The following is a 17,475-nucleotide window of genomic DNA, read 5'->3' on the forward strand; positions in this document are numbered from 1 at the left end:
CCCGTGCTGCTGCGGTATGACATCGCCCCAGTGATCCCCTAGGGGTTTCGGCACGCCACCTCCTCTGTATCCTTTGCGAATTCCTAACACGGGGGCCGCCGGGGAGAGTGCCCGGCAGGGAGGGACGTGAGCACCATGTCGGATCGCGCGACCGCATTTGACCGGATGATGAACCCCTGGGCGTACGACGCCGACGGGAATCTGACCACCGCGGCCAGGCAGCAGGAAGGGGCCCGCACCCGGCTCAACTCGGCGAACGCCCCCGGCGACGGCGGCACCGTCGGAGTCGACCCCGCCGCGCTGGACGCCGCCGCCAACTCGTCGGACCAGATCCACGGCCGGCTCAACGGGGACGGCCGGGCCGCCGACGACGAGACCACCCAGGTGTCCACCTCGCTGGCCAACTGGAGCACCGGCAAGGCGGCCGCGCAGACCGCCGCCACCTGGGACCAGCAGATCGCCGCGCTGAACAGCACCATCGGCGAACTCACCCAGGCGCTGCGGCAGAGCGCCACCAACTACCGGAACAACGAAACCGCCGTCAAGCACGACATGAAGGGCTGAGGGGGCGGACGACATGGTCGACTTCCACGAGCTGAGCACCGCCAAGCTGGACGTCCTCGGCACTGCCGCCACCGCCTGGGAAGACGTCGTCAAGAAGCTGAAGTCCATGGACGAGGACTGGGACAGCGCCGTCATCGCCAAGGTCAACTCGGCCAACTGGAGCGGCCCCACGGCCGACCAGGCGCGGCCCAAGCTCCAGCGGGCCAACGAGCAGTTGACCGCCGCCGTCACCGAGGCGACCGCCATCGCCTCGATCCTCAAGGACGCCGGGAACGACTTCCAGGCCGCCAAGGGCAAGCTGGACAAGGCGGTCGCGGACGCCCGGGGCGCCGGGCTGACCGTCACCGACGACGGCACCGTGAGCTGGCCGCCGGCCGACTCCGCGACCAGGCACGACCCGGACGCCAGCCGCGCCTACAACGACGAGTACCGCACCAAGGCGGAGGGCGCCCGCAAGGCCATCGACGCGGCCGTCCAGGAGGCCACCGCCGCCGACGAGCGCGCGGCCTACGCGCTGCGCTCCGACACCGCCACCGACAACGTGAAGTCCTTCAACGCCAAGGCCGTCGGCGGCGGCCCGGAGGCGGACGGCATCCGGGCCGCCCAGCTCGCCGGCAAGGGCGGGAAGATCTCGGACGCCGAACTCACCGAGCTCAACTCGCTGTTGGCCGCCAACGCGAACGACCCGAAGTTCTCCACCCGCTTCTACCAGGACCTCGGCCCCAAGGGGACGCTGCAGGCCTGGAACAGCATGGTCGGCGACGAGCAGCAGTTCAACGGCGCCAGCGACGCCCGGTGGAAGCAGTACCAGGAGCTGCAGAAGAACCTCGGCCTCAACCTGGCCACCGCCACCCGCACCACCAACGAGCCCCACCTGTCCGACCAGTGGGCCGCCGACCTGCGCAAGGCCGGCTCCGAGACGATGTGGGACAAGCCGTACCGCCAGAGCGGCCTGGACTACTCGCCCTACGGGTACCAGGTGCTCTCCGGGATCCTGCGGACCGGCGACTACGACCCGCACTTCCTCAACCCGATCGCCGAGCACATCACCCAGCTGGACACCGACGACAAGTACTGGCCGGCCCCGGTGATGGGCCCGCGCAGCGACCGGCGCGGCTACAACCTCCTCGGGCAGGAGGGCGGTTCGGGCTGGGAGCCGACCACCGCCATCCTGGAGGCGATGGGCCACAGCCCGGAGGCGGCCACCAAGTTCTTCCACGACCAGCCGACCGCGTACAACACGGACGGCACCGTCAACCCCAACGGCAAGGCCAAGCCGTCGGACTACCTCGCCTACTTCACGCACGACAAGGAGTACACGCCGGACACCGTCTCGCAGAAGAACGAGCTGCGTCAGCAGGGCATGCGCAGCGGTCCGGACGCGCTCGGCCACGCCCTGGAGGCGGCCACCACCGGCCGGCCGTACGACGACCACTCCGGCGTGGCGCCCAAGCACACCGCCGACCAGGCCGAGGTCATGAACCGGGTCGTGCAGACCTTCGGCACCCACGGCAACGGCGGCGTGCTCGACGACCTCAAGGGCGAGGACGCCAAGTTCGCGCCGCTGCGGGACAGCCTCGGACACATGACCGCCGACTACATGGGCGACACCCAGCGCGCGCTCTCCCCGCACAAGGACGACCTGCCGGTCAACGGCGCCCCGGCCGGCCTGAAGGAGGCCCCGGTCCGCGGGCTGCTCGACGCGCTCGGCCGCGACCCGGACGCCTACGGCGCCGTGGTCAACGCCAACCAGGCGTACTCGACCGCGGTGGTGCGCAGCCACATCGACAGCGGGCAGACCGACTTCGCCCGGCTGGAGTCGGAGATCGACTCCACCTCCCGGGCCGGCGGCGTGATCAGCGGCATCCTCAACGAGGCCCGGGTCAACGAGGTGCACCAGGAGCACGCCTCCTCCGACAAGGAGTACAACGAGGCCCTGGAGAAGAACGCCGGCTACGCGCAGACGGCGTTCAGCACCACGATCGGCCTGGCCACCGAGCGGGTCCCGCTCGCGGGCGAGGCGGCCGACTTCATCGTCGAGCAGATCACCGACAGCGTGGTCAAGGCCAACGAGCGCGACACCAGTGAGGACGGCCGGCAGGAGGGGCGCGACTTCGTCGCCGAGGGCCGCGAGGGCGCGGCGGTCGGTGCCAAGCAGGCCGTCATCGACGCCGCCAACGGCACCAAGCTCAGCCCGGACGACATCCGGCGGCTGGCCGACAGTGCCGGGGACCGGGCCCTGGACGGCTACACCGACGGCTCCTCCGGCAGCCAGAGCTCGAACGGGAAGGTGTCCGGGTGACGGCGGCGCGGCGCCGGACGGCCCGGCTGACGGCCTGACGGGTCACGGTGGGCGGCGCGCCGCGGGGCGTGCCGCCCACCGGGCGGGCCGGTCAGGCCAGCAGGTCGGACTGGAGCGTGACGACCTGACGGAAGGCGGGGCCCTCGACGCCCTGGGCGTTGGTCATCGTGACCACGCCGATGATGTCGCCGGCGCTCAGGTAGGCCAGGTAGCCGGTGGTCCGGCCCCGGCCGGTGAGCACCGGGCTCTCGCGGGTGGCGATGTCGACGCCGCGGACCGAGTCCCAGCCCTGGACGGAGGCGGGCCTGAGCCCGGGCAGGTCCTTCGGGGCGCCGTCGGCGCGCAGCTCGGCGAAGACGTCCCAGGCCTCGACGGAGGAGCCGAAGCGGAGCAGCCGGATCTGGGTGCGGGTGCCGTCGGAGGCGGTCCACTCCCGGACGGTGGCGGCGCGGCAGACGTTGCGCAGCAGCAGGGAGCGCAGGAGCACCGGTTCCTTCTGCTCGGCCGCCATCGCGTCGCAGGGGACCCAGTCGGCCGCAGGCGCGCCGGTGGCCGGGGCGGACACGGACGGGCTCGCGGTGGGGCTCGCGGTGGGGCTGCCGGAGGCGGTCGGGCTCGCGGTCGGGCTCGCGGTCGGGCTCGCGGTCGAGAGCGCGGACGGGGTCGGGGTCGGGAAGACCACCGGGGCCAACGAGCCGCCGGCCTCCTTGGGCGCGGGCAGGAGCAGGTGGCGCAGGTCGGCCGCGTGGCGGCTCTTGTTCTCCACCGGCGCGGCCTTGCCCGACGGCAGCGGTGGCAGGACCAGCGCGGGGAAGGTGTAGCGGCCGTCCGTCCTGGTGGCCAGGCCCGGGATGTCGGTGCGCTCGGGCGTGGTGACGGCCACCGCGGCGCCCGTACCGGCCAGGACGCAGACCAGCGCGGCCGCGCTCCAGCGCAGCGCCGCCTTGCGCCGGCGGGTGCGGCGGGCCGCGAGCTCCTCGGGGCTCGGCGGCGCGAGGAACGGCACGAACCCCTCTCCGGGGGCGGCCCAGGGGTCGGCCCCGGCTCCCTCGGCGGGCGGGGCGGCCGGGGGCGCGGCCGGCGGCGCGAACGGTGCCGGGGGCACGTCGGCGGGGGTGGCCGCGCTGTCGTGCGGGGTGGCGTGGTCGGTCATACGGACGCTCCCGGGCTGGCGAGGCGGTCGAGCTGCTGGGTGAAGAGGGCGACGATCCGGTCCTTGGGCAGCGGTGCCACGCCCTCGGCATTCATGATCACCAGGAGGTCGCCCTCGGCGGCCGAGCACTCCAGGTAGTCGATCGGCGCGGACGGCGGGGCAGGCATCAGGTAGCAGTGCGCCTCCGGGTGGCCGGGGATCCCCGGGCCGGTGCGGAAGAGCCCGGTGTCGCCCGTGAACACGGCCGTGTACTCGTTCAGCTTCTGCACCTCCTGCTGGTTGAACTGGCGCAGCTTCAGACCGATCACCAGGTCGTCCGCCTTGGCCTTGTAGGTGCGCACCCCGGTGGCCTTGACGTGCAGGCCCTCCCAGTACTGGCGGAGCTTGTCCCGCTTCTCCTTGGGGATCTGCTGGAGGTCGTTGTCCAGCTCGGCGGAGAGCTGGTCCGCCGACAGCTCGACGTCGTTGCCGTAGCCGCCCTCGTCCGGGCCGAGCGCGTAGCCGAGCGGGACCGGCAGCAGCAGGTCCCGCAGCGAACCGAAGTGGTTGCCGTTGGACTTGGCGCCGAAGGGGGTCGGCGTGGCGGTCGGGGTGGGCGCCGCTGACGCCGGTGCGGCGGCGGTGACGGGCGCGGGCGCGGGGTCGTCGTACTGGGTCTCGATGACACCGATCCCGATGACCACACCGACCAGCGCGGCCGCCACGGTCGCGCCGGTGGCGCGGAGCAGCCGACGGCCGGCGGGGGAGGCAGCGGCGGGGGAGGGAAGGGCGGGGGAGGCAGCGGCGGCAGGGGCCTGCTCGAAGGCCTGAACCGGAAGCTGCACGGGGGTCTGCCCGGGGTTCGCGGCCCCGGTCACGGTGCTGTCGCTCATACCAGCCGCTCCCACTGCTGCTTGGCGATGTCCTTCACGACATCGGGGTTCACGGGACGCGTGCCGAAGACCTTGACCTCCATCACCACGGTGCCGCGCTGCGCCAGCGCCGTCCCGTAGTAGTACTGCTCGGTGGTCTCGGCCCAGTACGAGGGCTCGCTGTCGACCTGGAAGCCACCGTTGGCTTCCTCCGCGAACGGCTGGAGCCGGTAGCCGGCCGCGCGGGACTTCGCCTCGGCGGCCCGGTCGGCGGCGTACTGGATCAGCGTGACCCGGACCTTCAGGTCGTCCTTCTTCCAGTCGACCTCGACGGCGCGCCGGAAGTCGTGGTAGTTCAGGTTCTTGAAGGTCTCCGCCGACCGGCCGGTGCGCTCGGCGAGCTCGCCGACGGTGATCCAGGAGGGCGTGTCGGGGTAGTCGGCCCAGGCCGTGCCACCGGCCGGGACGGTGATCAGCAGCTTCCGCAGGTCGCCGTCGACGGCGGGCGGCTTGGGCGCCGCCTCAGCGACGGCCGCCGGGTCCACCACCTCGGCCGGGTAGGACGGCAGCGCGACCTGGATCGGCGGCAGCGGGGTCGGCGGGCGGTTCGCCTGGATCGCGTAGCCGACGGCGCCGCCGAGCACGGTGCCCAGCACCAGGCCGCAGACCAGCAGCAGCACCGGCCTCGGCCGGCCCGGGCGGCGCGACGGCGCGGCCGGGCCGTCGGGCACGAAGGCGGCGGCGAAGGGAGCCGGGGGCGCGGGCGGTACGACGGGCGCGGCGGGTGCGGCGGGTGTCTGGGCGGGTGCCTCGGCCGCGGCCGGCTCGACGGGGGTCGGCTCGGCGAGGGCTTCGACGGGGGCTTCGGCGGTCGAGGCGGCAGCGGCCGGCAGCGGCGGTGCCTCGGCCGGCGTGGGCGCGTCGGCGGGCGACGGCTCCACGGGTCGGGTGGTCACGGAGTGGCTCCAGAAAGGGAGAGGTGGCGTCGGAGGTGGGCGGCGGCGCGGTTCAGCCGCCGGAGGACAGCCGCTCGCGCTGGCGCTTCATCAGCTCGTTCAGCAGCGCCTTGTCCGGAGTCCCCTTCACGTCGACGTCGATCGTGTACTGGACGTCGCCCTGGCTGGACAGACCGGTCATCGAGCCGGTGTACGCCTGCTGCTTGGGCTTGCGGACGTAGCCGTGGGCGTTGGGGTCGCCGTCGATCTCGATCGGGTCCAGCTTCATCGTGTAGCCCTGGACGAACTCGGTCGCCGACGAGGTCGAACCGAAGTGCAGCAGAGTGACCGTCACCTCGGCCTTGCCGTCGGCCGTGCGGTACATCCGGGTCGCGGCGTCCTTGTACCCGTACGAGCCGAGGATCCGCATGATGCCGTCCTGGTTGTCGAACAGGCCGGCCACCTCGTCGTCGGTCATCTTCATCCCGTCCGGCGGCCCGTAGGGCTCGCCGCCGTCGGGGACGGGAAGCAGGAAGTACCGCAGGTCACCGTCGTGCCGGCCGCCGCTGACGCTGCCCTTGAGGGTGCTCGTCGGCCTGGGCGCGGGCGCGGGTGCGGCGGTGGTCGGTGCGGCGGTGGTCGGCGCCACCGTGGGCACGGCGGACGCGGTGGCGGTCGCGCTCGGGCTCGGCAGGGCCGTGGCCGGTGCGGCCGCGACGGCCGGCCGGGGGTCCGGCTTGCCGACGGCCACGGTGACGGCGGCGCTGGTCGCCGTCACGGCGAGCAGACCGGCGGTGGCCAGGGCCACGCCGACGGCGCGCGGCAGCTTCCGCCCGGAGGCGGGCACCGGCGCGGGCACCGGCCCACCGACGAGGTGCGCATCGGGACCAGGACCAGGACCGGCAGCGGGCTCAGCGGGCTCAGCGGCAGGGACGGCCGTGGGCGCGGCAACGGTTTCGGGCGCGGACAAGGAACTCCCCCGGGGACTGTGGAATATCGCGCACGGGCCCCTCGCGGGCCACCCCCCGTGGCTCTCCAGGCCGACCGTCACGCGTCTCACCAGGAATTATGAGAGTCGTATGAGATCCGTGCCAACACAATCAACCACCGCACTCCCACCCAATGATCAATCAATCGGACATGCCGTGACCGAACCGCAATGGGCGGGCCGGCACCCCGTGCCGACCCGCCCTGCCGGCTGACCGCCGGCCCTCCCGGTCAACCGGTCCGACCGGCCACTGCCGGTCGGCCGGTGCCGCTCACGAGTGCGCGCGCTCGGTCATCTCGACGACCTTGCCGGCGGAGTCGATCGCGACCTTGTAGTCCCCGGCCGAGCAGGGGTAGAAGCCCTTGGTGCTGGTGGGGTCGGCGAGGCACTCGCTGATGTGCTTCACCAGGTCGGCGACGTTGACGTCCTTGGACTTGGCCAGGACCGAGTTCAGGTGCCCCTTGGCGGTCGGCGCGAACGGCGCGGTCTTGTCGGCACCGACCGGCTCGAAGACCACGTCGTTGACGCCGCAGGCCGTCTTGGTGTCCTTGTAGACCAGCGTGGTCGCGGTGGTCCCCTTGCCCGGGTAGACCCACTTCTGCCCGGCGGGCAGCGGCGCGGCGTCGCAGAACCCCTCCGGCTCGTCGCCGGCCCCCGCCGAGGGCTTGGCGGTCTTGCCGCCGGTCGGCGCGGTACCGGTCGGCGCGGCGCCGGACGGCGCGCCCCCGGTCGGCGCGGCGGGGGACGTGGCGGCGGGCGCACCCGCGGCCGGGCCGCCGCCCGCCTGGTCCGACGCGTTGTCCGGGCCACAGGCGGTGAGCCCCAAAGCGGCGGTGGCGACCAGGCCGGCGCCGAGCATTCTCCGGAACACAGACATGACGAATGAACCCCCGTTTAACGCATGATCAGATTGCTAGGTGCGGCGGAAAGACTAGCGCCTCCCCCCGAAGCCTCCCGCACCGTCAGCCCCGGCCCACGGTGGCCCCGGTGGAGCCACGGATCCACACCGGCGGGCGGCTCCGCTGCCTGCCGGTGTCAGCAGATCGTGCCGGGCCGGGCCGCGGTGGCCCTGAGCAGATCCCGCAACAGGCCGAGGTCGATGCCCTCCGGCTTGCGGAACCGCAGGCAGCCCTTGCCCATGTCGTGCCCGGCCAGCCGTTCCTCGAACGCCTCACGGACGTCACCGCGCATGAGGTAGAAGGAGATGTACCGCTTCTGACTGGCGAACGCGATCTCGCACGCGCCGTCCCGCTCGTACGCGGGCATGCCGTAGGCCATGACCTCGGTGAAGCCCACCAGCTCCTCCCGACACAGCCGCCGCACCTCGGTCAGCGCGGTCCTGCGTTCCTCGGGAACCTCGGCCAGGTAGCCGTCGACGTCGCTCGCCTCGCTCTGCACCATTCCGTGAGGGTATGCCGGACTCAAAGCCCCGGTCGGCATGTCGCCCACGGCCCAGAGCGGGTCGACCGCATGCAGCGGGATCAGGCGCCCCGGTCGCGGCGGAGACCGTCCGCGAGCAGGTGGTGCCTCATCCGGCGGGCCGCTGCCTCCGCGACATACCCGGAGACGTCGCCTCTTCGCTGTTCGGGCCCCGCTCCGCCCGGCGGAGCGGGCGGAGCGGGCGGAGCGGGCGGAGCGGGCGGAGCGGGGCTGCCGTTCAGGAGGGGAGGCGGTTCAGCGCCGCGGTGGCGATGCCTTCGACGTAGTTCGGGGCGTCGGTGGGCCGGCCGGTGAGCTCGACGACGGCGGCCCTGGTGCCGCTGCGCAGGACCGCGACCCCGCCGCTGACGGTGCCGTCGCCGTTGTAGGCCGGGTACCAGCGGGCGGTGCCGCCGGTGACGCTCAGGGTGTGGGCCGCACCGTAGTACCAGTGGCCGGCGGGCTCGTCCTGGCAGTCCTGGACGAGCGCGACGAGCTGCTTCTCCCAGGCGTCGGCCACGGCCCCGGTGGGAGCGCTCGCAGCCGACTCGGTCAGGAGGCCGTCGGTGTCGAAGGTCCAGGTCACGGACGCGTACGCGGTGGCCTTGCCCTCGGTCAGGTCGCGCATCGTCTCCTCGCCGGAGCACGCGGAGAGCCCCTGACGTCCGGTCAGCGTGACGGTCGCGCCGACCGGGGTCAGGCCCGGCCGGAAGTCCTCGCTCTGGACGAGGTCGGCGGAGCCGAGTCCGGGCGTGGCGGCCGCGGCCGGGTGGGTGGCGGCGACCGCGGTGCGCTGCGCGGCGTTGTGCGCGGCCCCGTCGGCGGTGGCCGACTGGGTGCCGACGACGCTGACCGTGATCAGTGCGGCGGCCAAGCAGGCCGCGGCGGCGACCCGGTTGCGGCGAACGGACTTCTGCTGGACGGCCTGGTTCTCGGTCATCTGGTCCCCCTGCTGGTCGGGACGCCTGCTGCGTCCTCGTACAACCGGGGAGATGCCGCCGGAGGAGGGAAAGTTGGAGCCCTGACCGGCTGTTTCACAGCTGTGACAGAGCGGTCCTGACGACGCGGTCCATCGCGGCCGTCCCCAGGCAGGCATCGACCTCCAGCACCCCGTAGTGGGTGCCGCTGCGCAGCACGGCGATGCCGCCGCAGGGCTCCTTGCCCTCGGGCGCCGTGCCGGTGGTGTTGAAGGATCCCTGGTAGGTGCCCATCCAGCTCGCGGTGACGTCCGGGGCGAGCCGCACCGTCGCGGTCCTTCCGTAGACCCAGTGCCCCGGCGTTGCCTCCTGGCAGGGCACCTGCTCCAGCAGCAGGCGCTCGGCGAAGTTCTGCGCCAGGGAAGGGCTCCGGGCATCGGCGGCGACCTCGCGGGCGACCTGGTCGTCGCGGCCGGCGGCCGGTGTGGGGGCGCCGGGGTCGGTGCGGGCGCCGGTCATCAGTTCGCGGAAGTGGGCACCGGGCCCGCCCAGGGTCTGGGTGAGGGTCTTCTCGCCGGAGCAGGCCGCGTTGGCGTAAGCCCCGTCGCCGTACCGGTCGGTGACGTGGATCCGCCCGGTGCCGATGTCCGGGCTGAACGCCGCGGGTTCCAGAAGGTTCGCGGTCGTCACCGGCCCGGTCGCACCGGTCGCACCGGTCGCACCGGTCGCACCGGTCGGCGAGGCGGAGCCGGAGCCGGAGGCCGAGGGTGTCGGGACGGACACGCCGGGCGTCGCGAGAGCGGACGCGCCCTGGGACGCCCCGCCGACCGCGGCACCCGACCGGGCCGCCGGGTGCGCGGTGGCACCGGGGGGCGGTGGCAGGACGAATCGGCCGGCCGCCAGCCCGAGCGCGGCGGCTGCCACCAGGGCGGCGACGGCGGACCGGGGCCGGACCGCGACGCGGCCGCCGCCCGCCGCGGGACCGCCGTTCACAGACCGGTGACCAGGCGCTCGCGCATGAAGCGGCGGGCCTGGTGGATACGGTCCTTGACCGTGCCCAGCGGGGCGTCCAGCTCCTCGGCCACCTGGACGTAGGTCAGGTCGCCCAGGTCGCGCAGCACGAAGGACTCCACCAGGCCGGGGTGCTGCCGCTCCAGCGCGGCCAGCGCCTCCATCAGGTCGAGCCGGGTCCCGGCGATGACGCTGGTGGTGCGCGGGTCGACGGACTCGGGGAGGTCGGCGTGGCTGTCCTCGGCGCGCCGGCGCATCGAGCGGTAGGTGGACCGGGCGGCGTTCGAGGCGATCACCGTCACCCAGCCCAGGAAGGAGCCGTGGCCGCCGTACTCGCCCAGGTGCGTGCTGATGGACAGCAGCGCGTCCTGCGCGGCCTCCTCCGCGTCGGCGTGGTGGGGCAGGAAGCGCGAGCAGCGGCGCAGTACCACCGGCCGCAGCTTGGCCAGCAGGTGCTCCATCGCCCCCGGGTCCCCCGCCCGAGCAGCCGTCACGAGCCGTTCCAGCTCGCCTTCCTCGAACACCCGGATCCCCCCGTTTCGTCCCGCCCGGCACCCCACCCGTCGAAGGGGAGTTCCGCACTCCACCCGACTCCGGCAGAATGCTGCCACATGCGCAAGCTCGGCCGTTACCTCCTCCTGGAGCGGCTCGGAGCCGGCTCCTTCGCGACGGTCTGGAAGGCCTACGATCCGGAGCTCGACACCGAGGTCGCGGTGAAGGTGCTGGCCGAGAACTGGGCCGCCAACGCCGATGTGCGCGAGCGGTTCCTGGCGGAGGCGAGGCTGCTGCGCCGGATCGCCAGCCCGCGGGTGGTCCGGGTGCATGACGTCGGGGTGCAGGAGGACCGGCCCTACTTCGTCATGGACTACGTACGCGGCGGCACCCTGGCCGACCGGGTCGGGCAGTGCGACCGGCAGGAGGCGCTGCGGCTGGCCGCGGAGGCGGGCTACGCGGTCCAGGTCCTGCACGAGGCGGGCGTGGTGCACCGCGACGTCAAGCCGTCCAACCTGCTGCTCGCCACCGGCCCCGCGCCCACCGCGGTGCTGGTGGCGGATCTGGGCAGCGCCAAGCAACTGGCCGACGCGTCCGGGCTGACGGTGACCACGGGCACGCCCGCGTACATGGCACCGGAACAGGCCTTCCAGACCGGCGGGTTCGACGGGAGGGCCGACGTGTACGCGCTGGCCGTCGTGGCCTACGAGCTGCTGACCGGGCAGAAGCCGTTCGGCCCGGGCGGACGCGCCACCGCCCTGATGACCGACCGGCCGACCGCCTCGACGCTGCCGGCGCTCCCGGCCGGAGCGGACCTCCCACCGCACGTCGCCGTGCTGCTACGGGCCGCGATGTCCGTCGAGCCGGCGGACCGACCGCCGACCGCCGAGGCCTTCGCGGACGCGCTGCTGGCTCCGGCCCCGCAGCCCCAGCCCCTGGAAGGCCCCGGGTGGCTGACCCCGCGCGCGGTCTGGCTGGCGTCGGGCACGGTGTTCACGGCGACGACCCTGCTGAGCTGGCTGCCGCGTTGAATCCGGCGGGGAGCCGGTCCGCACCGGGCCGAGGGTTCGAGTCCCGCCCGGGCTCGGACGGCGATGAGCCGTACGCGGGTGCCGCAGAGCTTGGCCATGTCGTCGACGTCCGAGGTGAGCATGGCCACCGGCCCCGGCTGCCGCAGCGCCATCTCTGCCGCAGTCGCGTCGACCGCGTACTCGTGCCCGTGCGGTCCGGCCCGCTTCAGCAGCCTGGCCGAGGCCCTTGCCGCCTGATCGGTGACCGCCTCGACCGTGACCCGGGAGAGTGTCCGGTTCAACCGGGCTTCGTTCACACGGGCGTGCGCGACTTCACCCGGACGAGGCCGCCGACACGCGTCGCGCTCTCGTGAGCTTCCGCCGTCGGTCGCCGGCGGCGAGTTCGCTGAGGCGCTCGCCGATCACGGAGACGCCGGGTCGGGACTCCTGTGTGTAGTACCAGGGCTTGCGTCGGCGCAACAGTTCCTCGCCGTGCTGGGCCCAGGTGAATCCGGGTTTCCGCAGCAGCTTCCGGAAGACCGCGTCGGTGGTCTCCGGGTGGGCGGTGGCCAGGCGGCGGATCGGCAGGGGCGCGATCGAGTCCTCGCGCAGGTATGTGCGTAGCAGGTCCTGGTGCCGCCTGCGGCCTGCGGCCTGCGAGGGCCGGGTCGGCGAAGAGGTCCCGCAGCATCCCGTAGTCCGCGTAGAAGTTCATTCCGTCGACTTCGTCGTGGATGACGCCGATGGTGTCCGAGTCTGCGAGGGCCGGTGGAAGTTCGAATGCCGGGAAGTCCAGCCCGGGCAGCCGCCTGCCTTGTGCGTGGTCGGGGTGTGCGGCGGCGGTGGCTTCCTGCCGGTGCCGGTAGTAGGCGTTGAGCCTGGCCTCGGCCTCGGCAGGGGGCAGGGGGCAGGACCAGTTCGTCGCCGCCGCAGAACTCGACGAACGCGGCGCGGTCCTCCCGCATCCGCTCCCATCCCTGCTCGATCTTCTCGGGGTTGCGGAAGACCAGTTCGGGTCGGCTGGTAGCCAGTTGGAGCGCGGCCTGGGCGATCTCGGTGGCGCTGGACTTCGGGTAGGACGACATCATCCCGGAGATCAGCCACACACCGTCGGCCGCGTGGAGGGGCACCAGGCAGGCGAGAAGGAACTGTCCCTTGGACACTCCACGGAAGGCCCTCGGCCCGACGTTCGAGTACGTGCGGTACTCCAGGTCGTCGACCAGGTTCAGCAGGACGACGCCGTCTCCGTCCTTGCGTCGGATCTCGAAGATGCCCTCGACGGGTCACGCCGGCCGAGCAGCATATCCCGATCAACTTCGCTCAAGTCCCGCCGTGAGCCGACGAATCGGTCCACCACGGTGGTATCGCCCGGCAGGCGGTACCGCAGGATGAAGTGGTCGATGATCCGGATCGCGTCGCCCTCATCCAGTCGCCGCTCAGGGCCCGCGCCCTCCAGCAGGAGGGGGATCAACCAGCGGTCGAAGCGCGCGCTCTGCGCGAAGGCGACGAGTTCGCCCTTCAGTTCGGAACATCGCTCGATCAGGCCTCGCAACGACGCCTCGTCCTCGCTCCGTACAACAGCAGTCATGCGAGCCCTCTCGGTCTTGAAGGTGCCGACGCTCACTGCGCCCAGAAGTAGCGATATGCCTCGACCCACTCCGCTCCGGCCGGAGCCGGGTCCGGCAGTGGAAGGTCCAGCAGCCCGATCGTCTGCCGGAATCCGTCACGGGTGCACAGGGCGACGATCCTGCCGTCCCGCGACAGGTCGACGCCGCGCACGGTCACCTCGACGCCCAGCACCAAAGTGCCGAACGGCACCGCCAGGTTCTCCTCGACGGCGGTGGACAGAGCCGACACCTGCTCGTGCTCGTCATAGGTGTCGACCGTCGCCTCATCGACCAACGCGGCCAGTTCTCGCCTGCTCAACGTGCCCATGGCGCCACGCTGGCCAACCTGCCCGTGCCGTCTCACGGGCGGTTCGAAGCACCGCCGATTTGCGCGCGTATCGTCGCTGCATGCGCTTGAGTACCGTTATCCTCCCCATCCACCGGTGGAGCGAGGGGCAGAAGATCTGGCGGCGGGCCGAGGACCTCGGGTTCCACGCCGCGTACACCTACGACCACCTGTCCTGGCGGTCGTTCCGGGACGAGCCCTGGTTCGGGGCGGTGCCGACCCTGACCGCGGCGGCCACGGCGACCGAGCGGCTACGCCTCGGCACGCTCGTCACCTCGCCGAACTTCCGGCATCCGGTCACGCTGGCGAAGGAGATCGTGTCGCTGGACGACGTGTCCGGCGGGCGGCTGACGCTGGGGATCGGGGCCGGCGGGACGGGGTTCGACGCGACGGCGATGGGGCAGGAGGCGTGGTCGCCCAAGGAGCGGGCGGACCGGTTCGGGGAGTTCCTGCCGCTGCTCGACGAGCTGCTGCGCACCGATGCCACGACCCGGGAGGGCGCGTACTACTCGGCGGTCGAGGCGCGGAACATCCCCGGCTGTACGCAACGGCCCCGGGTGCCGTTCTACGTCGCCGCGACCGGGCCGCGCGGGCTGCGGCTCGCCGCCGGGTACGGGCAGGGCTGGGTGACGTACGGGGACCCGAAGGGACCGGCGGACGTGCCGGTGGAGCAGGCGCCGGCGGTGATCGCCGGGCAGCTGGCCAAGCTGACGGCGGCCTGCGAGGCGGCCGGGCGGGACGTCGCGGAGCTGGAGAAGGTGCTGCTGCAGGGCTCGACGGCGGAGAAGCCGCTGCGGTCGCTGGACGCCTTCGTGGACTGGGCGGGCACCTACCGGGAGCTGGGGATCACCGAGCTGGTGATCCACTGGCCGGTGCCGGACTCGATCTTCGCCAACGACCTCGCGGTCTTCGAGCGGATCGCCACCGAGGGCCTCGCCCAACTGGGCTGAGGCCGGCCCGCGCGCCGGCCGGCGGCTCCCCTCGGAGCGGCCGGCCGGCGGCGGTCACGGGTGCGGGCGGGTGCGCTGGTTGGGGACGTGCGGGATCGAGGCCGGGGCGGTGCGGCGGGCCAGGTCGGCGAGGGTGTCGAAGATGATGTCGCCGATCAGGACCGGGTCGCGCGTCTCGCGCGGGGCGTCCGGCGTGGTGGTCGGTGGGCGCTCGTCTTGGGCGTGGCGAGTTCGCATGGCTCTTCCTGCCGACGGGGTGGCCGAGGACAGTCATGCCCGCGTGGGGGAAGCGGGACACCCTGAGGGGCGGAGAAACGGCCGGAAAGGACGGCTCGGGGGCCGAAACAGGGCGCACGGGCGGGCGCTTACGGCGATCGAATACGGCCCGGGGGTATCGTCTGGCCCGTGACGGCAGACGGCGGGCGCGCCCGTGGGCGCGGAGGCGGCGGGGCGACGGCCCGGCTGCTGCTGCTCTGCGGGCTGCTGGCCGGACTCTTCCTGATGCACGGCTCGCCCACGGCGGCGGCCGGGTGCCACGGGCCCACGCCCGTCACGGCGGCCGCGTCGGGCCACGGCGCGCACGGCGCCGACGGAATCGACCACGCGCGCGGCCCCGCCCCCGCCGGCACGCCGGACCTGGACCGGCGGCGGGCACCGGGCGGGGATCCGCGAGCCGTCTCCTGCGTGTCGGCCCGGGACCGTGAGCGCGCCGGTCTCCCCGTCACCGCACCGCTCGCCGCCGGGGCGGCGGTCGTGCCGCCCGAGGTGCCGGAGCCCGCGGCCACGCAGGGGCGGCGGGCCACCGGCCCACGGGCGCCACCGGACGCCGGACGCCGACTGCTGCTCCGGGTGTGCGTCGCACGGACCTGACCGGGCCCGCACCGGACGCCCCGCGCGGGGGCTCCGGGCGCGCCGCGTCCTGCCCGCACCCACCGGAAGAGAACCGACCAGATGTCCCTCAGCACCCGTACCCGTACCCGCGCACTGGCGCTCACCGCCGGCGCCGCCGTCCTCGCCCTCACCCTGGCCGCCTGCGGCTCCGACCCGACGGGCGGCGCGGACGGCAAGGGCGGCATGGCCGGGATGGACCACGGCGCGAGCGCCACGGCCACCGGCACACCGTCCACCGGCACGCCGTCCGCCGCGGCCGACGGCCACCAGGGCCACCAGCTGCCCGGCGCCGACGCCGCCACTGCGGCGGCCGGCCCGGCCGCCGCGGCCGTCCCCGCGGCCGAGCGGAACGGCTACCGCCTCACCGCGGCCGCCGGGACGCTCCCCGCCGGGGCCCCCACCGAGTACCGGTTCACCGTCACCGGCCCGGACGGCGGTCCCGTCACCGCGTTCGAGACCGACCAGACCAAGCGGATGCACTTCTACGCGATCCGCTCCGACCTGACCGGCTTCCAGCACCTGCACCCCGAGATGGCCGCCGACGGCACCTGGACCGCCCCGCTGGCCGCCCTCACCGCCGGCACCTGGCGGGTCTACGCCTCGTTCGTCCCGGACAGCGGCGCCGGAAAGGGCACCGGCCTGGTGCTCAGCCGGACGGTGGACGTCCCCGGCGACGGCGCGGCGGGCACCGCCGAGCTGCCCGCCGCCACCGGCACCGCGACCGTGGACGGGTACACCGTCGCCGTCGAGGGCGCCCCGGCCGCCGGGCGGGCGGGTGAGCTGAAGGTCACCGTCAGCCGGGACGGCAGGCCGGTCACCGACCTCCAGCCGTACCTGGAGACCTTCGCCCACCTGACCGCCTTCCACGCCGGGGACCAGGCCTTCGCCCACCTCCACCCGGGGGCGCGGGCCGAGGCCGGCAGCACCGGCGGCCCGTCGCTGTCGTTCCACGCCGAGCTGCCGGCCGCCGGGGACTGGCGGCTCTTCCTCCAGTTCCAGACCGGCGGCACGCTGCACACCGCGGCGCTGACCCTGCGGGTGGCCCGGGGCTAGCCGGGCCCGGCCGCCGTCGGGAGGTCGCCGTCGCGGCGGTGACCTCCCGACGGCGGTAGGCGAAGATGGACCGGTGACCACTCCCCGCACCGCCCCCCGCCTGATCGCCACCGACCTGGACGGCACGCTGCTGTGCGCCGGCGGCACCGTCTCCGAGCGCACCGCCGCCGCGCTGGCGGCCGCCGAGGCGGCCGGGGTCCAGGTGGTCTTCGTGACCGGTCGGCCGCCGCGCTGGATGCAGCAGGTCAGCCGGCACATCGGCGGCCACGGCGTGGCGATCTGCTCGAACGGCGGCGCGGTGGTGGACGTGCGGCGCGGCGAGCTGCTGGAGTCCTTCCCGCTCGACGCGGAGGCCGCGCTGGCCGTGGTGGCGGCACTGCGGGCGAAGCTGCCCGGTACCGCGTTCGCCTTCGAGTACCCGGCCGGGTTCGCCCGCGAGCCCGGCTACGAGGTGCGGATGTGGGGCCAGGACGAGAACCATCCGATCGGCCCGGCCGAGGAGCTGCTCGGCACCGGCGGGCCGGTGCACGGCCTGTTCAAGCTGCTGGCGAAGCACCCGGACCTCGACCCCGACAAGCTGCTCTCGGTGGCCCGCGAGGCGGCCGGGCACCTGGCGGAGATCACCCGGTCCGCGCCGATCCCGCTGCTGGAGATCAGCGCGCCCGGCGTCACCAAGGCGAGCACGCTGGCCCGCTGGTGCGCCGGGCGCGGGATCGACCGGAGCGAGGTGGTGGCCTTCGGTGACATGCCGAACGACCTGGAGATGCTGGCCTGGGCGGGTACCGCGTACGCCGTCGCCAACGCGCATCCGCAGGTGCTGGCGGCGGTGCCGCTGCACACGGTGAGCAACGAGCAGGACGGCGTGGCGGCGGTGCTGGAGCGGTTCGTCGGCCGCTGAGCCGGCGGGCCGCCCGGGGGCGGGCACGAACAGGGGCGGGCACGTAAAAGGGCCGGGCCGGCGCGGCGACCCTCCCGCCCCGACCCGG

The 17,475-nt window shown here is 73.7% G+C and carries 19 protein-coding genes and 1 pseudogene; 7 read left to right on the forward strand and 13 right to left on the reverse strand.

Annotation, left to right across the window (positions count from 1 at the left end):
* Positions 1–135: 135 nt before the first annotated feature.
* The gene (locus ACIQTO_RS26735; RefSeq protein WP_402392939.1) at positions 136–564 is read left to right on the forward strand and encodes a type VII secretion target; all 429 of its coding nucleotides are present in this window, start codon (positions 136–138) and stop codon (positions 562–564) included.
* A 13-nt stretch (positions 565–577) separates the two neighbouring features.
* Positions 578–2,866, forward strand: a complete 2,289-nt coding sequence (locus ACIQTO_RS26740; protein WP_402392841.1) for a hypothetical protein — start codon at positions 578–580, stop codon at positions 2,864–2,866.
* 91 nt (positions 2,867–2,957) lie between these two features.
* Here the strand turns inward: ACIQTO_RS26740 and ACIQTO_RS26745 are convergent, their stop codons facing one another.
* The 9 genes from ACIQTO_RS26745 to ACIQTO_RS26785 form a co-directional block, all read right to left on the reverse strand.
* Positions 2,958–4,019, reverse strand: a complete 1,062-nt coding sequence (locus ACIQTO_RS26745; RefSeq protein ID WP_402392844.1) for a hypothetical protein — start codon at positions 4,017–4,019, stop codon at positions 2,958–2,960.
* Positions 4,016–4,891: a hypothetical protein gene (locus tag ACIQTO_RS26750; protein ID WP_402392847.1), complete on the reverse strand. Its 876-nt coding sequence runs from the start codon at positions 4,889–4,891 to the stop codon at positions 4,016–4,018. The genes ACIQTO_RS26745 and ACIQTO_RS26750 overlap by 4 nt, the downstream gene beginning before the upstream one ends.
* Positions 4,888–5,826 (reverse strand): hypothetical protein, encoded by a 939-nt coding sequence (locus tag ACIQTO_RS26755; protein ID WP_402392850.1) that lies wholly within the window; start codon positions 5,824–5,826, stop codon positions 4,888–4,890. Before ACIQTO_RS26755 ends, ACIQTO_RS26750 begins: the two co-directional genes overlap by 4 nt.
* Before the next feature lie 52 nt (positions 5,827–5,878).
* Positions 5,879–6,664: a hypothetical protein gene (locus ACIQTO_RS26760; protein WP_402392852.1), complete on the reverse strand. Its 786-nt coding sequence runs from the start codon at positions 6,662–6,664 to the stop codon at positions 5,879–5,881.
* Between the two features lie 400 nt (positions 6,665–7,064).
* Positions 7,065–7,670: a hypothetical protein gene (locus ACIQTO_RS26765; RefSeq protein WP_402392855.1), complete on the reverse strand. Its 606-nt coding sequence runs from the start codon at positions 7,668–7,670 to the stop codon at positions 7,065–7,067.
* 158 nt (positions 7,671–7,828) lie between these two features.
* Positions 7,829–8,194: an iron chaperone gene (locus tag ACIQTO_RS26770; protein ID WP_402392857.1), complete on the reverse strand. Its 366-nt coding sequence runs from the start codon at positions 8,192–8,194 to the stop codon at positions 7,829–7,831.
* Positions 8,195–8,450: 256 nt separating this feature from the next.
* Entirely contained in the window at positions 8,451–9,152 is a 702-nt protein-coding gene (locus ACIQTO_RS26775) for a hypothetical protein (protein ID WP_402392860.1), read from the reverse strand.
* Between the two features lie 94 nt (positions 9,153–9,246).
* Positions 9,247–10,122 (reverse strand): hypothetical protein, encoded by an 876-nt coding sequence (locus ACIQTO_RS26780; protein WP_402392862.1) that lies wholly within the window; start codon positions 10,120–10,122, stop codon positions 9,247–9,249.
* On the reverse strand, positions 10,119–10,664 hold the full coding sequence (locus ACIQTO_RS26785) for an RNA polymerase sigma factor (protein ID WP_402392864.1): 546 nt from the start codon (positions 10,662–10,664) through the stop codon (positions 10,119–10,121). Before ACIQTO_RS26785 ends, ACIQTO_RS26780 begins: the two co-directional genes overlap by 4 nt.
* Before the next feature lie 87 nt (positions 10,665–10,751).
* On the opposite strand from ACIQTO_RS26785, the gene ACIQTO_RS26790 reads away from it, so the two are divergent.
* Entirely contained in the window at positions 10,752–11,663 is a 912-nt protein-coding gene (locus ACIQTO_RS26790) for a serine/threonine-protein kinase (protein ID WP_402392866.1), read from the forward strand.
* A 56-nt stretch (positions 11,664–11,719) separates the two neighbouring features.
* Here the strand turns inward: ACIQTO_RS26790 and ACIQTO_RS26795 are convergent.
* The 3 genes and pseudogenes from ACIQTO_RS26795 to ACIQTO_RS26805 all read right to left on the reverse strand — a co-directional run.
* Positions 11,720–11,977, reverse strand: a pseudogene (locus ACIQTO_RS26795) (DNA-binding protein); the annotation flags it as partial.
* A gap of 890 nt (positions 11,978–12,867) precedes the next feature.
* Positions 12,868–13,266, reverse strand: coding sequence for a hypothetical protein (locus tag ACIQTO_RS26800; RefSeq protein WP_402392869.1), 399 nt, complete (start codon positions 13,264–13,266; stop codon positions 12,868–12,870).
* Positions 13,263–13,577 carry a hypothetical protein gene (locus tag ACIQTO_RS26805; protein WP_402392871.1) on the reverse strand — a complete coding sequence of 105 codons (315 nt, stop codon included), beginning with the start codon at positions 13,575–13,577 and terminating at the stop codon, positions 13,263–13,265. The genes ACIQTO_RS26800 and ACIQTO_RS26805 overlap by 4 nt, the downstream gene beginning before the upstream one ends.
* 80 nt (positions 13,578–13,657) lie before the next feature.
* Here ACIQTO_RS26805 and ACIQTO_RS26810 point away from each other — a divergent pair, with 80 nt between their 5' ends.
* Positions 13,658–14,545, forward strand: coding sequence for an LLM class flavin-dependent oxidoreductase (locus ACIQTO_RS26810; protein WP_402392873.1), 888 nt, complete (start codon positions 13,658–13,660; stop codon positions 14,543–14,545).
* A gap of 54 nt (positions 14,546–14,599) precedes the next feature.
* On the opposite strand, the gene ACIQTO_RS26815 is transcribed toward ACIQTO_RS26810, so the two are convergent.
* On the reverse strand, positions 14,600–14,782 hold the full coding sequence (locus ACIQTO_RS26815) for a hypothetical protein (RefSeq protein WP_402392874.1): 183 nt from the start codon (positions 14,780–14,782) through the stop codon (positions 14,600–14,602).
* A gap of 168 nt (positions 14,783–14,950) precedes the next feature.
* Between ACIQTO_RS26815 and ACIQTO_RS26820 the strand changes: the two genes are divergently transcribed.
* The 3 genes from ACIQTO_RS26820 to ACIQTO_RS26830 all read left to right on the forward strand — a co-directional run bounded on the left by ACIQTO_RS26820 (position 14,951) and on the right by ACIQTO_RS26830 (position 17,387).
* Complete coding sequence (locus ACIQTO_RS26820; protein ID WP_402392877.1) at positions 14,951–15,415, forward strand: hypothetical protein; 465 nt, start codon at positions 14,951–14,953, stop codon at positions 15,413–15,415.
* Between the two features lie 81 nt (positions 15,416–15,496).
* Positions 15,497–16,489, forward strand: a complete 993-nt coding sequence (locus ACIQTO_RS26825; protein WP_402392879.1) for a hypothetical protein — start codon at positions 15,497–15,499, stop codon at positions 16,487–16,489.
* A gap of 73 nt (positions 16,490–16,562) precedes the next feature.
* Positions 16,563–17,387, forward strand: a complete 825-nt coding sequence (locus tag ACIQTO_RS26830; protein WP_402392882.1) for an HAD family hydrolase — start codon at positions 16,563–16,565, stop codon at positions 17,385–17,387.
* Positions 17,388–17,475 lie beyond the last annotated feature (88 nt).

This window comes from Kitasatospora sp. NPDC091207 (genome assembly GCF_044768625.1).
GTDB lineage: Bacteria > Actinomycetota > Actinomycetes > Streptomycetales > Streptomycetaceae > Kitasatospora.

Excerpts from the sequence above, each read along its gene's own strand:
- ACIQTO_RS26750 (WP_402392847.1), bottom strand. The coding sequence starts at position 4,891 with ATGAGCGACAGCACCGTGACCGGGGCCGCGAACCCCGGGCAGACCCCC.
- ACIQTO_RS26740 (WP_402392841.1), top strand. The coding sequence starts at position 578 with ATGGTCGACTTCCACGAGCTGAGCACCGCCAAGCTGGACGTCCTCGGC.
- ACIQTO_RS26790 (WP_402392866.1), top strand. The coding sequence starts at position 10,752 with ATGCGCAAGCTCGGCCGTTACCTCCTCCTGGAGCGGCTCGGAGCCGGC.
- ACIQTO_RS26825 (WP_402392879.1), top strand. The coding sequence starts at position 15,497 with ATGTCCCTCAGCACCCGTACCCGTACCCGCGCACTGGCGCTCACCGCC.
- ACIQTO_RS26775 (WP_402392860.1), bottom strand. The coding sequence starts at position 9,152 with ATGACCGAGAACCAGGCCGTCCAGCAGAAGTCCGTTCGCCGCAACCGG.
- ACIQTO_RS26805 (WP_402392871.1), bottom strand. The coding sequence starts at position 13,577 with ATGGGCACGTTGAGCAGGCGAGAACTGGCCGCGTTGGTCGATGAGGCG.
- ACIQTO_RS26765 (WP_402392855.1), bottom strand. The coding sequence starts at position 7,670 with ATGTCTGTGTTCCGGAGAATGCTCGGCGCCGGCCTGGTCGCCACCGCC.
- ACIQTO_RS26810 (WP_402392873.1), top strand. The coding sequence starts at position 13,658 with ATGCGCTTGAGTACCGTTATCCTCCCCATCCACCGGTGGAGCGAGGGG.
- ACIQTO_RS26735 (WP_402392939.1), top strand. The coding sequence starts at position 136 with ATGTCGGATCGCGCGACCGCATTTGACCGGATGATGAACCCCTGGGCG.
- ACIQTO_RS26770 (WP_402392857.1), bottom strand. The coding sequence starts at position 8,194 with ATGGTGCAGAGCGAGGCGAGCGACGTCGACGGCTACCTGGCCGAGGTT.
- ACIQTO_RS26815 (WP_402392874.1), bottom strand. The coding sequence starts at position 14,782 with ATGCGAACTCGCCACGCCCAAGACGAGCGCCCACCGACCACCACGCCG.
- ACIQTO_RS26745 (WP_402392844.1), bottom strand. The coding sequence starts at position 4,019 with ATGACCGACCACGCCACCCCGCACGACAGCGCGGCCACCCCCGCCGAC.